This window comes from Anaerolineae bacterium, from assembly GCA_011176535.1.
Lineage (GTDB): Bacteria > Chloroflexota > Anaerolineae > Anaerolineales > DRMV01 > DUEP01.
Window position 1 is genome coordinate 18,852 of record DUEP01000109.1, and the last position, 13,403, is coordinate 32,254.

The following is a 13,403-nucleotide window of genomic DNA, read 5'->3' on the forward strand; positions in this document are numbered from 1 at the left end:
CCTCCTCCCAACAGGACCTCATAGCAGCCATTAAACCACCCGGCGGGGCCTGAGCCCCGCCAGGGAAAGTGCTGAACCTCACAAGCGGATCAATCCGTGGCGGTCAGCGAGGGAGCCTCTTCGGCCGCGGCTTCTTCGTCGCCCGGCGCGCCGGCTTCTTCCCCCGATTCCTCGTCCACCTCATCATCCTTCAGCACGAACTCAAAGCGCTTAGGGTCGAAGCCCGTCCCCGCCGGGATGAGTTTGCCGATGATCACATTCTCCTTCAAGCCGATCAGCCGATCTTCGGCGCCGGCGATGGCCGCCGAGGCCAGCACCCGCAAGGTGTGCTGGAAGGAGGCCGCCGAGAGGAAGGAATCGGTGCTCAAAGCCGCCTTGGTGATACCCAGCAACACCTCTTTGTAGCGGGCCGGGCGCTTGCCCTGGGCGCGCAACTTCTCGTTCAGCCGGCGAATCTTGATGCGGTTGACCATATCGCCGGGCAGGTAGCCGCTATCCCCAGGATGGGTGATTTGCACCCGGGAAAGCATCTGGCGGATGATAATCTCGAAGTGCTTGTCGTGGATATCCTGACCCTGCTGGCGGTACACGCCCTGCACTTCGGAAAGCAGATAGAGTTCCACAGCTCGCCGCCCCCGAATGCGCAGAATCTTGTGGGGATTGAGGGAGCCACGGGTCAGGGGCTGGCCAGGCTCTACGATATCACCGTTCTTCACCGTCAACTGCGCGCCCGAAGGAATCTCATACTCGGCCTCTTCCCTGACCTCATAAGCCAGAATGATTTGATTGCCTTCGATGCGCACACGCCCGTTATGTTGGGCCTTGATTTCCAGGCCCTCTTCGTTGACGGCCAGCACATCGCCCTCTTTCACGCCCGTGCCGTCCTCCACGGCGGGCTTCCAGCCTTCATCCAGAAGGTAAGGCACCTCTTCCATGCGACTGCTGACCACCCGGACGACGCGCATATCGGCATAGCGCTCGGACTGCAGCACCTGCACCTGACCGCCGATTTCGGCCACCACCGCTTCACCTTTGGGCTGCTTGCGAGCCTCCAGCAATTCCTCCACGCGGGGCAAACCGCTGGTGATGTCCGCTTCGCCGGCCACACCGCCGGTGTGGAAGGTGCGCAGGGTCAACTGGGTACCAGGCTCACCAATGGACTGCGCGGCGATAATCCCCACCGCCGTGCCGACCTCCACCATCTTGCCCCGGCCCAAATCCATGCCGTAGCACTGGGCGCACACGCCGTGAGGCAGTTCGCAGGTGAGGGGCGAGCGCACTTTGACGCTCTCGATCTTCGAGGCCATGATGCGGCGCACATGTCGGCGCTCGATGAGTTCGCCTTTTTCGACGATAACCTCGCCTGTTTCCGGGTCCACCACGCGTTCGGCAGCGATCCGCCCCCAGATGCGCTGGCCCATGGTCTGGCCGCCCACATTGTCATCGCGATGGATCTCCAGATAATCGTCAGTGCCGCAATCCTCAGCGATGACGATCACATCCTGCACCACATCCACCAGACGGCGGGTCAGATAACCGGCGTCGGCGGTGCGCAGCGCCGTGTCGGCCAACCCCTTGCGCGAACCGTGCGTGGAGATGAAGTATTCCAGGGTGCTCAAGCCCTCGCGGAAGTTGGAGCGGATAGGGAGCGGAATAATGCGCCCCGAAGGGTCGGCCATCATTCCGCGCATCCCGGCCAACTGGGAGATGGTGCCATAGCCGCCTTTAGTGGCGCCCGAGATGGCCATCACGGCCAGGTCGTTGACCGGGTCCAGGTGCTTCTTGACGGCTTCGCGCACCTCCTCCGTGGCACGTTGCCAGATCTCGATCACGCGGTTGTTCTTTTCTTGCTCGGTGAGCAGCCCCCGATTGAAGGCCCGTTCCATCTTGTCCACTTCTTCGTAGGCCTTCTGCAAGATGGCCTCTTTCTCCGGCGGCACCTCAATATCGCCCACGGCCATGGTCACGCCAGAAACCGTGGCATACTTGAAGCCCAGGTCTTTGACCTTGTCGGCCACATCCACGGTGGCCTCCTCGCCGCCCAACTCGTAAACCAGCGCCATCACTTCTTTCACCCCACCCTTGTCCAGGGTGCGGTTGATGAAACGCACGAAGTCGGGCAGGATGCGGTTGAACAGCGTCCGGCCCACCGTGGTCTCAATGATGCGCTCCTCGGCCTCGTCCAGGTGATTCCCTTCATCGTCGTACCAGGTGACGGTGCGCAGGCGAATCTTGGCGTGGATGTCCACCACCTTCAGGGCGTAGGCCATCTCCACCTCATCCAGGTCGCTGAAGACCATGCCGTCACCCTTGTGGGGCCGCGAGTCTCCCATGGTGAGGTAGTACACCCCCAGCACCATGTCTTTAGAGGGGCTGATAATGGGCTCGCCGTCGGCCGGCTTGAGCAGGTTCCTGGACGAAAGCATCAACTCCCGCGCTTCCTGCACCGCCTTCTCGGAGAGGGGCACATGGACGGCCATCTGATCGCCGTCGAAGTCGGCGTTGAAAGCCGTACAGACCAGGGGGTGCAACTGAATGGCCAGCCCCTCGACCAGCACCGGTTCAAAGGCCTGAATACCCAGACGGTGCAGCGTCGGCGCGCGGTTGAGCAGCACTGGGCGCTCTTTGATGACCTCTTCCAGGACCTCCCAGACCTCCGGACGATTGCGCTCGATGAAACGCTTGGCCCCTTTGACATTGTTCACATAGTTGTACTGCACCAAGCGGGCGATGACGAAGGGGCGATAGAGTTCCAAAGCCATGGTCTTGGGCAGGCCGCACTGGTGCAACTTCAACTGGGGCCCGACCACGATCACCGAACGCCCGGAATAGTCCACGCGCTTGCCCAACAGGTTGCGGCGGAAGCGACCCTTCTTGCCCTTGAGCATGTCGCTGAGGGATTTGAGTTCTCGGCGGCCACGGCGCGAAAGGGCCTTGCCGCGCTGGGAGTTGTCGATGAGCGAATCCACCGCCTCCTGCAACATGCGTTTTTCGTTGCGCACGATGACATCCGGCGCGCCCAGTTCTAGCAGGCGCTTGAGGCGGTTGTTGCGGTTGATCACCCGGCGATAGAGATCGTTCAGATCGCTGGTCGCAAAGCGCCCGCCGTCCAACTGCACCATGGGCCGCAAGTCCGGGGGAATCACCGGTAGCACGGTGAGGATCATCCACTCGGGGCGGTTGCCCGAACGGCGGAAGGCCTCCACCACCTTGAGGCGCTTGATGGCCTTCTTGCGCTTTTGCTTGCTCTTCGTGGTGCGCACCTCATGCCACAGTTCCTCGGCCAATTTGTCCAGGTCCAGGCGGCGCAGGATGCTCAAGAAGGCCTCGGCCCCCATATCGGCGCGGAAGACACGGCCCCAACGCGCCTTGAGGTCCCGATAGCGGGCCTCGCTCATAAAGGTCAACGGCCGCAGGTCGAGCAATTCGTCGCGCAGTTTGGCCTTTTCGCTGCGCTGCTTGGCCTCCTGCTCCTCCAGTTCGGCGCGCAGGCGCTCCATCGCTTCCTCGGCCCTGGCCTTGACCTCCTGGATGGCGACCTCGATGCCATCCAGTTCGGCCTGCTTGGCTTCCTTGAGTTCCGCCTCGATTTGAGTCAGAGCATCCTTGACCACCTGCTGCACGCGGGCGATGTGTTCCGAACCGATGACCTCGCCCGCCTGGGCGATGACGATCTCCGTGCTCCCAAAGAGGACGGCCTTGCGCACCTGCTTCCCCATGCGCTCCCGCAGGTCGCTTTCCAAACGCTGCCCTTCTTTCACGATAGGCTCCAGGCGCGAGGCCACCTCTTCGTTGTATCGCGTCTCGATTTGTTTGCGCTGCGCTTCGAGTTCCTTCAGGCGCTTGTCGCGGGAGGCCTTGACGCTGGCGATGCGGCTGTTGATTTGCGCGGCCAGGGTACGCTCGTCTTCGCCGATTTCCTCTTCCAACCGCTTAAGCGCGCGCTGGCGGGCCTCCTCATTCACATAGGTGACCACATACTGGGCAAAATAGAGCACCCGCTCCAAATTGCGCCGGGAAATGTCCAGGAGCAAACCCAGGTAGGACGGCACCCGGCGGGTATACCAAATGTGGGCCACGGGTGCCGCCAGGGTGATGTGGCCCATGCGCTCCCGGCGCACCGAGGACTTGGTGACCTGCACGCCGCACTTGTCGCAGGTCATACCCTTATAACGAGGATTTTTGAACTTTCCGCAGGCACATTGATAATCCCGCGTCGGGCCAAAAATCTTTTCGCAGAACAAACCGTCAGGTTCGGGTCGGAGGCGACGATAGTTAATGGTCTCAGGCTTTAGCACCTCACCGTGGGACCAACTGAGGATGGTCTCGGGCGAGGCCAAGTGAATACGCAGGGCAAGTAAATCTTTCGTTTCCACGCAGCGGCCTCCTGAAACGGTAAACTGGGCTTTTGACAAGGTGGACCAGCGCAGAGCCTTTGGCCCCCTAGATGACGGCCCTCGAGAGCGAAACTGGAGCAAGATATCTGTCGCAACGCATCATCGCCGGCCCGCCATCCCACCAATGAAGGGAACATAAACACAGAAAACAAGCGCGTGAGAACCTTCGCTCTCAAGCGCTTGCTCCGCGCTCGTGGCTCGCTATCCTTTTCTGCATGCTGCAGCAATTATAATCGGCCTCTTTAAGCCCGTCAAGGTTTGCCTGCGGAATCCTCTCCGGCAGGCTGGCGCAAAGGCAGGGCGATGAAGAAGGTGCTGCCCTTGCCCAATTGGCTTTCCACCCAAACGCGGCCATGGTGGCGATCGACAATGGATTTCACAATAGCCAGCCCCAGGCCCGACCCCTGCTGGCGCTGCACATCCCTCCGCTTGACCCGGAAGAAACGCTCAAACAAGCGCGGCTGGTCCACCGGCGCGATCCCCACCCCGGTATCTTCAACGGCAAACAGCACGCCGTCCTCGCCCTCCAGCGGACCGACCCGCACCGTCACCCGCCCCTCGGCCGGGGTGTACTTGATGGCATTATCCACTAAATTGCCCAGCGCCCGCTCCAGCAGATCTTCATCCGCCTCGATCAGGGGGGGCGTGCTGGCCGCCACTTCCATGTTCAGTTGAATGTGCTTGGCCCGGGCCTTCGGCTCGCCAGCGGCCACCACCCGTCGCACGACCTCCTCGGGAGACACCTGGCGTAACCGCAGACCTACTCCGGCCTCAATGCGGCCCAGGTCCAGCAAATTGTTCACCAGGTGCGCCATGCTGTCCACCGCCTGCAGGATTTGCCGCAGGTATTGCCGCTGGCGCTCGTTCAGATTGGCGGTCAGGTCCAACATGGTGGCGTAGCCCCGCAGCAGGGTGAGGGGCGAGCGCAGGTCGTGGCTCACCGTAGCCACGAATTCCGACTTGAGGGCGTCCAACTCTTTGTACCGGGTGATGTCGCGCAACAGGGCCACCCGCCCCACCATACGCGCGCCCATGCGCACCTCGCTCACCGAAGCGAAAAACACGCGGCCATCCTCCAGGGCGACCTCGGCCACCCGAGGGCGCTGTGCCCCTTTGGCGACGAGCAATTCCGCCAGGGAAGGCACAGGCAACACTTCGGAGAGGGGCAGCCCCACCTGATCCGGGCGCATTCCCAAGGCCTCCAGCGCTGCCGGATTGCACAAAAGCAGATTGCCCCGCACATCGGTCACCAGGATAGGATCCGGTGAAGAGGCGAGAATCGCTTCTAGGCGCTGCTTGTCCAGTTGCACTTCCAGCAAAAGGCGCACATTGGCCAGAGCCAAACTCAACTGGCTGGCCAGGGTGCGGAGGTAATCCAACAGATGAGGCTCTGGGGTGCGCCCTTCTGGGAGAAGCACATAAAACGCACCAAAAAGGTGCTCCTCATAACGCAGGGCCAGGGCCACCAAACTACCCACAGAGGTCTCCCGTGATAGGGGCCATCCTGGTACCCCTTGTGGCTGTCGCAAGATCACCTGTGTCTTGCTGTGGGTCCATTCCAAAACTAAGCGGTCTATCTTTTCCACGACTTCTGGCGTCGTGCCAACACCATACCCCAACCGTTCTGAACGCCGTTCACCGGCGGGCAAAGCGTCTGGCTGAAGCACCACACGCGCTAAAAGGGGGCGCACCTGCTGCGCCGCCTGTAGCACGGGTTGCACCAGCGTTTCCACCCGATTGGCCCTGGCAGTGCGCTGGCTGACCTCTAAAAGTTGCGCCAACTCGGTCAAGCGTTCTTTCAGTCGGCGGCGCATGGTCTCAAACGCCTGCCGCAACTGGCTGACCTCATCAACTCCTTCCACCGTGAGAGCATGATCCAGGTCGCCGCGGGCGATGCGTTGGGCCTCCCTGGCCAGAGAACGCAGGGATTGGGTCACCACCCGCAGCAGACTATACATCCCCAGCAACGAAAGGCCGTAGAGGGCCAGCGCTACCATGGCCAACGGCCAGGCGATGCGAAAGGCCATTTGACGCACCTGGGTCATCGGCAAAAGCACCACCACCCACCAGGGCCGCCCCAGGGTGCGTTGCGCCATCATCCAAAAACGCTCTCCAGCGGGACTATCCACCACAAGTAACTGGCCTTGAAGGCCCGTCCAAGACTCAGGCTGGAAAGCCACTGGCGAGTGGGCTAAATCCAAAGGATATAGCACTCGCCCTTCCTCGTCCAGGATAATACCCAGGCCACGGTCATCTTGCAAAGAGGCCAATACCTGGGTGATAGGTTCACTAACTGGACTCAGAGCGAGGTCCGCCCGGCCGATGAGCACCAGCCCTTGCTTTTTGAGGGGCATAATGAAACTGACCCAACCGGCCCGTTGCTGCCCCAACGCCGGAGAAGGGATGATTTGCATGGGCACGCCGCTCAAGGCGAACGGCACTGCTGACCATTCATCGGGGCTTAACCGCAACCCCTGCTCGGAGGGGTAAGCCGCCTGAATCCGCCCCTGGGCGTCAACCACAAGCAACCGGTTGAAAAACACCTCCTGGGGGTAGTACGCCGCCTGCAGCGCCTCCTCCAACGACGCGCTCGCCTCCCCGTGTTCCACCTCCTCGGCCAGCGCCTGGAGGTGTTGTTGACCAGCCTCCACAAAGGAAGGGATGCTGGTCGCGGCCAGACGCGTGACGACCAGCAAACGCTCGCGCAACATTTGTCGGGCCACCTGTACCGACACCACCCCACTCACCACCACCAGGGTCAGCCCAATCCCCACCGCCAGGGGGAAGGAAAGCCCCGCAAACCGCGCCGTCAGGCTGCGTTCCATCGGGGAGGGAACCGTGGCTTCTTCCTCCCGCCGACCCCAGGCGCACACAGGCAGCGATGAACAGAGCCAAGCCACGCCGCCCACCAGCAGTAATTCCAGCCCGCGAAAGGCCAACAGCGCGCCATAGCTTCCCGGTGCGATCCAGGTATCGGGATGGCTGAACCCGTACACCAGGGCTTCCCCCAGGAGCAGCGCTGCATAGGTCGCCAGGGCCATCAAGGCGCTCCCCCAGGGGCGGCGCAACACCCGAAAGAAGCGGGTCCGATAAGGCTGAAAGGCCGCCCAGGCCATGGCCCCCGCCAGGGTCACCTCAACCCAGAGGGAAAAAGCGGTATGCGTCCACAGCAAACCGCGCGCCGCGCCGACCAGAAGGGCCAGCACCATGGCCGGAAGAACGCCTAACCAGCCCGCCGCCAGCCCCCAAGAGAGAGAGCCCAAAGGCAGCCAGAGGGCCACACGCCGCTCCACCAGAGGGTTCCAGGGAAGTGCCGCCTGGGTGGGATAGGCTTTCCACCATGCCCCAAGGCCCACCAGGGCTAAGAGCAGCACGGCCAGGAGCGTGTAGCCGCTGCTCCAGGGCCGCCGCCGCCAGCGACGCCACCACACCCCCCCCAAGAGCAACCCCACGCCCCACACGATCCACACCCCCCACTCCCATCCTCCGGTGGGCCAACGCCAGTACCAGGATGCGGGCTGCCACCATGCCATGAGCGTCCCCTTTTTGCTCCAAGAGATGCCCTGATTTTAGCATAACTCGCCCTGCTCCCCGCCCATCAGCCACGGCGAAACAGGCGAAAAACTTGGCGCTTTGATAGTGCCATGGTATAATGCAGCGTCCCTCGCCAGTGTGGCGAGGGCGTGTATTGCGTCGTGAATGTGCTCATCGGAGCACCTCTTCGCTGACGAACTTCAACTGAGGGATGAGACGATGAACTACCAGGAATTGTTGAAAGCCGTAGAAGCTCCCCCGAATCCAAATGTGCCTGACTTGCGCCCTGGGGATGTGATCGCTGTGCATCTGCGCATCAAGGAAGGCAACCGCGAGCGTATTCAGGTGTTCAAAGGCACGGTCATTCGGGTGCGCGGCGGTGGCAACGACGCCACCTTCACCGTCCGCCGCATCGCCAGCCACGGCATCGGCGTGGAGCGCACCTTTCTGTTACGCTCACCCCTGATCGAGAAGGTCGAGGTCTTCCAACACTCCAAGGTGCGCCGCGCGCGGCTGTACTATCTGCGCGGCCTCCGGGGCAAAAAAGCCCGCCTCAAGAGGAAGTTCAACTGACCATCCAAACGCCCGGCCTCCGGTCGGGCGTTTTGCTTTTTGCCAGCCCTCCCCCCAGAGAGCGGCACCGCCCCGTAGAGCTTCCCTCCCGTTGAAGGCCCTGCCCATCGGATCCCGGTGGGAACCTGAAGCCCTGGGGACGGTGCCAACCCCACTTCCCCGGGCCGCTTTGGGGTACAATAGGCCGCACACCCTTCCATCACGGAGCAGCCTATGCCCAAGCCGTGCATCCTGCTCACGGGCACCACCTGCACCCACCATGCCTACGCCATGCCCATGGCCGCCCTGGGCCAACGCTATCTGGACACCCTGCAAACCGCTGGGGCGATTCCCCTCATCGTGCCGCCGGATACGCCGCCCCAGGAGGCCGCCATGCTGCTAGAGCGCGCCGATGGGGTGTTGCTCACTGGCGGCGGAGACATAGACCCGGCCCACTATGGCGGTCAGCCACACCCCAAAGTGTACGGCGTGAACCCCCAACGCGACGCCCTGGAACTGGCCCTGGCCCGACTGGCCGTGGAACACCGCATGCCTCTGTTGGGCATCTGCCGCGGCATCCAAGTGCTCAATGTGGCTCTGGGAGGCACCCTGTACGAAGACCTGGAAGACCAAATGCCCAACGCCCTCCCCCATCGCCGCGACCCACGCACCGAGCGCACGCTCCTGGCCCACGAAGTCACAGTGGCTGCGGAAAGCCGCCTGGCCGCCATTTTGGGCGATACGCGCCTGCCGGTGAACAGCCTGCATCATCAGGGTATCCGCGACCTGGCGCCCGGCTTGCACGCCACGGCCCACGCTCCTGATGGCCTGGTTGAGGGCGTCGAGGTGCCCGCACACCCCTTCGCCCTGGCCGTGCAGTGGCATCCTGAGTGGCTTTACGACACCGACGCGCGCATGGCGGCCTTGTTCCGCGCCTTCGTCGTCGCCTGCCAGGATTACAACGGAGGTGCCCACCGATGACCCCTGCCCTGAGTGAAAACAAAGGCCCCATCGGGGTATTCGACTCAGGCGTGGGGGGGCTTTCGGTGCTGCGGGCCATCCGTCGCGAACTGCCCCACGAAGACCTGCTTTACCTGGCCGACCAGGCCCATGTGCCCTACGGCCTTCGGCCGCTGCTGGAGGTGCGCCGTTTCGCCGAGGGCATCACGCGCTACTTTTTAGATCAGGGAGCCAAGGCCATTGTTGTGGCCTGCAACACGGCCTCGGCGGCGGCGCTGCACTATCTGCGTCGGCGCTTTCCGCAAGTGCCTTTCGTGGGCATGGAGCCAGCGGTCAAACCCGCCGCCAAGCACACCCAAACGGGGGTGGTGGGCGTGCTGGCCACGCCGGCCACCTTTCAAGGGCAGTTGTACGCTTCGGTGGTGGAACGCTTCACCCAGGGTACCGCGTTGCTGGAGCACACCTGCCCGGGTCTGGTGCAGCAAATTGAACGGGGCGATCTAGAAGGCCCCCAAACCCGTGCCATTCTGGAAGAAGCCTTGCGTCCGATGCTGACGCAAGGGATGGACACGGTGGTGCTGGGATGCACCCACTATCCTTTCGTGATTCCGCTCATCGAAGATATCGTGGGGCCTGGGGTGCGGGTCATTGATCCGGCGCCGGCCGTTGCCCGGCAGACACAGCGCGTGCTGGCCCAGCGGAACGCCTTGCGTCCGCCGCGCAACGGGCGCGGCCGGGTGACCTTGCTCACCACCGGGGCGAATGTCGAGGCCTTTGCCCACCTGGCCACCCGCCTGCTTGGAGAATCGCATCTCGTGAAAGGCCTGACCTGGGGAGCCGAGGGGCTGCAAGGGTAGCGGTCACTGCCTCTCCGACTTCACCCGGGCCATGCGCCATCGACGCCAGGCGGCCAGCACCACCGGCACCCCGCGTACAAAGAGCGCATACAGGGCCGGCCGGGCCGGATAATCCCACGCCCCCAAAGTCCGCACCACTTGACCGCGAAAGCCGGCCTTGAACCGGTAAACTCCCCACATGGGGTCCGTCTCGTCAAAGACCTCGGGCGCACCCCAAAAATCGTACACCCTGCACCCTGCTGCCCTGGCCCGCCGTATGGCCTCCCATTGCAGCAGGTAGGTGGGCATCTTGTTCCGATGCTGTCCGGTGGACATCCCGTAAAAGTAGTACGCCCGCCCGGCAAAGCGAAAGATCACCACCGCGGCCACAGGCTCGCCTTCTACCTCTGCGATGAGCGGCTCGGCCATCCCGGCGGCCAGCATGGTGCGCCATACGGTCAGATAATACGCCTGCGGGCGGATGACGAAGCCATCCCGCGCTGCGGTCTCCGCGTACATGCGGTACAGCAGGCCCAAATCTTCCTCGTTGGCTACACGAACAACCACCCCTTTGCGGGCCGCCAGACGGATGTTATAACGCGTCTTTTGCTTCATCGCGGCCAGCAGTTCTTCCTCAGACCGCGTAAGGTCCAGCCACACCGTATTGCGGAACTGCACCTGTTCGGGGGAAAACCGCCACCCCCGGGACCGCAATTCCCGGACCACTTGCGCGCCCACCGGGTCATCGTGGGCGTCCTCGGTCCTGGGTATCCCCGTTCCCAGAAGAACATCGGGGTCCACCTTGAGCAGCACAGCGCCGGTGCGTCGGGTATAGCGCTGCAAATCGTCCAACACCTGCGCGCGCAAGGTCGCATCGGCCCAGGGCAGCAACGGCCCCTTGGGGGCGTAGAGCACACTCCAGGGCAGCCCAGGGGCCAGCCGACGGCGCAGCAGCAGGGCAGCGGCCACCACACGCCCATCGCGCTCCCACACAAAAGGCTCCGGGAGCCAGCCAAACTGCGCCTTGACCAGCGCCCACTCCCGCGTTTGCAAGATGTGCGCGCCGGGCAGGGCGGCGATCGTTTTGTTCCAACCTTCCCAGGAAGCCAGGCGCATGAGGGGCTCCTTGCGAGTTGCGGTTTGCGATCACCCGGCGTACTTCCCCGCCGCCCAGGCGCGGATGACCACATCATGGGCTCCACCGGCCAGGTCGGCGGGAAGTTCGTCAGGAGCGCAGAAAGCCACGGCGTCGGTTTCGTCGGCGGCGCGCAGTTGGCCGCCCATCACCTCAGCGCGGTAGACCAGCAGCAGCCCGTTTCCCCGGGGATCATCGGCGAAGAAGCGGGCGTCCACCAGACGCACGATGCGCACTTCCAGGCCGGTTTCCTCACGGGCCTCGCGGGCAGCGGCCCGTTCCGGGGGTTCGTCAATTTCTACATAGCCCGCCGGCAGGTTCCAGGCCCCCGGCCAGGGCGGATGCGCCCGTCGCAAGAGCAGCAGCCGCCCCCCACACTCAATGAGCACACCGGCCCCCACTTTGAGATGAGGATAGTGCACCCAGCCGCATTGGGGACAAACGGCCCGCTCCTGCCCCTCGTGCTCCAGGTAGCGACGCTCAGTGGCCGCCCCGCAGCGCATACAGTAGCGGGCAAAGCGCAGTTCGCGCATAGCGTCCAGGTTCATCGTGGATGCTCCCGCAACCGCCATAAATACAGACGATAAAGCCAGGGGTGGTACACCCGGTCCCACACCGGGGCGCGGCGCAGCACCCCGCCGAAGCCGCGTTTGAAACGGTACACCCCCCACAGCCCGTCGCGGCGTTGAGGAAACTGTATCTCCAAAGCCTCCCGATCGGCGTCGGGCACGCCCCACAGGTCGTATTCCGTGCATCCCTGCGCTTTGGCCCAGCGCATGGCCTCCCACTGAAGCAAATAGGTGGGCATTTTGTTGCGATGCTTGCCCGTGGAAGCGCCGTAGAAATACCAGGCCCGCCGCCCCCGGGCGAAAACCATCAACGCCGCCAGGGGCTCTCCCTGAAATTCGGCCACCAAAAGCACGGCCTCACCTTGCGGGTGAAAGGCCTCGTATGCCCGCCGGTAATACGCCAGGCTGTGTACACCGAAGCCATCCCGCTCACCGGTCTCGCGCATCAGCCGGTAGAAGCCCTCCAGATCGTCCCACGGGCGCACGGTCACCCCTTTGCGGGCGGCCAGGCGGATGTTGTAGCGGGTCTTCTGCTTCATCCGGGCCAGGATCTCCTCTTCGCTGCCCTGCAGGGAGACGACCAGCGTGCGCCGCGGCTGGATGGCATGGGGGCTCGGCCGGAACCCGGGGGGAGGGGCTGCTCCCTGGGGGTCGGTCTCCTCCCAGAGGTCCGGCTCGACCTTGAGGAACACCGCCCGATAACGGCGGCAGAGGGCGTCCACTTTGGGCCAGAGCGCCGCCCAGGGCGCCCGTTCCCCCACCGGCCCTTTCGGGATGTACGCCACAGAGAACCCCAAAGGCAACGGGCGAAAGAGCACCTGAGCGCCCGTCTCGCCCACAATCAGCCGCTCCACCCGCCAGCCAAAAGCGGCCTTGAGATCCCCCCAGGCCGCGGTCTGCAACACATGGGCGTCGGGATAACGCGCGAGGAAACGCTCCCAGTTTGTTTCCTTCTCAAAAGACATATTCCATCACTCCAAAACCACTCTTTCCAGGGGCCAACTTTCCACCTCACGTGGCCTCACCTGTTTCAGCGAGCGTCCCCTTGCTACAAATTCGAGGAATGCCGACGAGGCTGGGCGAAAAGAGGAGAGGCTTTCCACATCACAGGGTTGGACGGGAAGAGGCTCTTGAGGACGGATACGGGTAAGGATAACGTACGGTCTTCGGGAAGTACACAGCACCTCCCACCCCTGTTGCTTCCATAGAAGGAGACGCGCTTGATGAGCCGCGTCACGCAGCCATACAGCACCGTTGTCCAGCACCACGGCCTGGACGTTCAACTGGGCAAGGTCTTCCACGCCCGAGGGGTCGATGGGCACAAAGTGCACATCAGGCAAATAAACGACCACGTTACGTCCATCCCACTGATCTCTGGGTACCGCGACATCCTTCACCCCATATCGCTTCAACACACGAA

General features: G+C 63.2%; 8 protein-coding genes. 3 read left to right on the forward strand and 5 right to left on the reverse strand.

The genetic code is table 11. The features are described from left to right. Positions 1-89 precede the first annotated feature (89 nt). Positions 90-4,376, reverse strand: a complete 4,287-nt coding sequence (rpoC, locus tag G4O04_09665; protein ID HEY58781.1) for a DNA-directed RNA polymerase subunit beta' — start codon at positions 4,374-4,376, stop codon at positions 90-92. Between the two features lie 272 nt (positions 4,377-4,648). Beyond that, complete coding sequence (locus G4O04_09670) at positions 4,649-7,930, reverse strand: HAMP domain-containing protein (protein ID HEY58782.1); 3,282 nt, start codon at positions 7,928-7,930, stop codon at positions 4,649-4,651. A 220-nt stretch (positions 7,931-8,150) separates the two neighbouring features. Between G4O04_09670 and rplS the strand changes: the two genes are divergently transcribed. The 3 genes from rplS to murI all read left to right on the forward strand — a co-directional run bounded on the left by rplS (position 8,151) and on the right by murI (position 10,300). Further along, complete coding sequence (rplS, locus tag G4O04_09675; GenBank protein ID HEY58783.1) at positions 8,151-8,504, forward strand: 50S ribosomal protein L19; 354 nt, start codon at positions 8,151-8,153, stop codon at positions 8,502-8,504. 213 nt (positions 8,505-8,717) lie between these two features. Next, positions 8,718-9,464 carry a gamma-glutamyl-gamma-aminobutyrate hydrolase family protein gene (locus G4O04_09680; protein ID HEY58784.1) on the forward strand — a complete coding sequence of 249 codons (747 nt, stop codon included), beginning with the start codon at positions 8,718-8,720 and terminating at the stop codon, positions 9,462-9,464. Continuing rightward, on the forward strand, positions 9,461-10,300 hold the full coding sequence (gene murI, locus G4O04_09685; protein HEY58785.1) for a glutamate racemase: 840 nt from the start codon (positions 9,461-9,463) through the stop codon (positions 10,298-10,300). The genes G4O04_09680 and murI overlap by 4 nt, the downstream gene beginning before the upstream one ends. 3 nt (positions 10,301-10,303) lie before the next feature. Here the strand turns inward: murI and G4O04_09690 are convergent, their stop codons facing one another. The 3 genes from G4O04_09690 to G4O04_09700 are packed head-to-tail and all read right to left on the reverse strand — an operon-like array spanning position 10,304 to position 12,948. Further along, positions 10,304-11,395, reverse strand: coding sequence for a peptidoglycan bridge formation glycyltransferase FemA/FemB family protein (locus G4O04_09690; GenBank protein HEY58786.1), 1,092 nt, complete (start codon positions 11,393-11,395; stop codon positions 10,304-10,306). A gap of 30 nt (positions 11,396-11,425) precedes the next feature. After that, positions 11,426-11,962, reverse strand: coding sequence for an NUDIX hydrolase (locus G4O04_09695; protein ID HEY58787.1), 537 nt, complete (start codon positions 11,960-11,962; stop codon positions 11,426-11,428). Beyond that, complete coding sequence (locus tag G4O04_09700) at positions 11,959-12,948, reverse strand: peptidoglycan bridge formation glycyltransferase FemA/FemB family protein (GenBank protein HEY58788.1); 990 nt, start codon at positions 12,946-12,948, stop codon at positions 11,959-11,961. The genes G4O04_09695 and G4O04_09700 overlap by 4 nt, the downstream gene beginning before the upstream one ends. Between the last annotated feature and the right edge of the window lie 455 nt (positions 12,949-13,403).

What these genes read in the sequence shown, in the direction of transcription:
- G4O04_09670 (HEY58782.1), bottom strand. Translation starts at nt 7,930, where the DNA reads ATGGCATGGTGGCAGCCCGCATCCTGGTACTGGCGTTGGCCCACCGGA.
- rplS (HEY58783.1), top strand. Translation starts at nt 8,151, where the DNA reads ATGAACTACCAGGAATTGTTGAAAGCCGTAGAAGCTCCCCCGAATCCA.
- G4O04_09680 (HEY58784.1), top strand. Translation starts at nt 8,718, where the DNA reads ATGCCCAAGCCGTGCATCCTGCTCACGGGCACCACCTGCACCCACCAT.
- murI (HEY58785.1), top strand. Translation starts at nt 9,461, where the DNA reads ATGACCCCTGCCCTGAGTGAAAACAAAGGCCCCATCGGGGTATTCGAC.
- G4O04_09690 (HEY58786.1), bottom strand. Translation starts at nt 11,395, where the DNA reads ATGCGCCTGGCTTCCTGGGAAGGTTGGAACAAAACGATCGCCGCCCTG.
- G4O04_09695 (HEY58787.1), bottom strand. Translation starts at nt 11,962, where the DNA reads ATGAACCTGGACGCTATGCGCGAACTGCGCTTTGCCCGCTACTGTATG.
- G4O04_09700 (HEY58788.1), bottom strand. Translation starts at nt 12,948, where the DNA reads ATGTCTTTTGAGAAGGAAACAAACTGGGAGCGTTTCCTCGCGCGTTAT.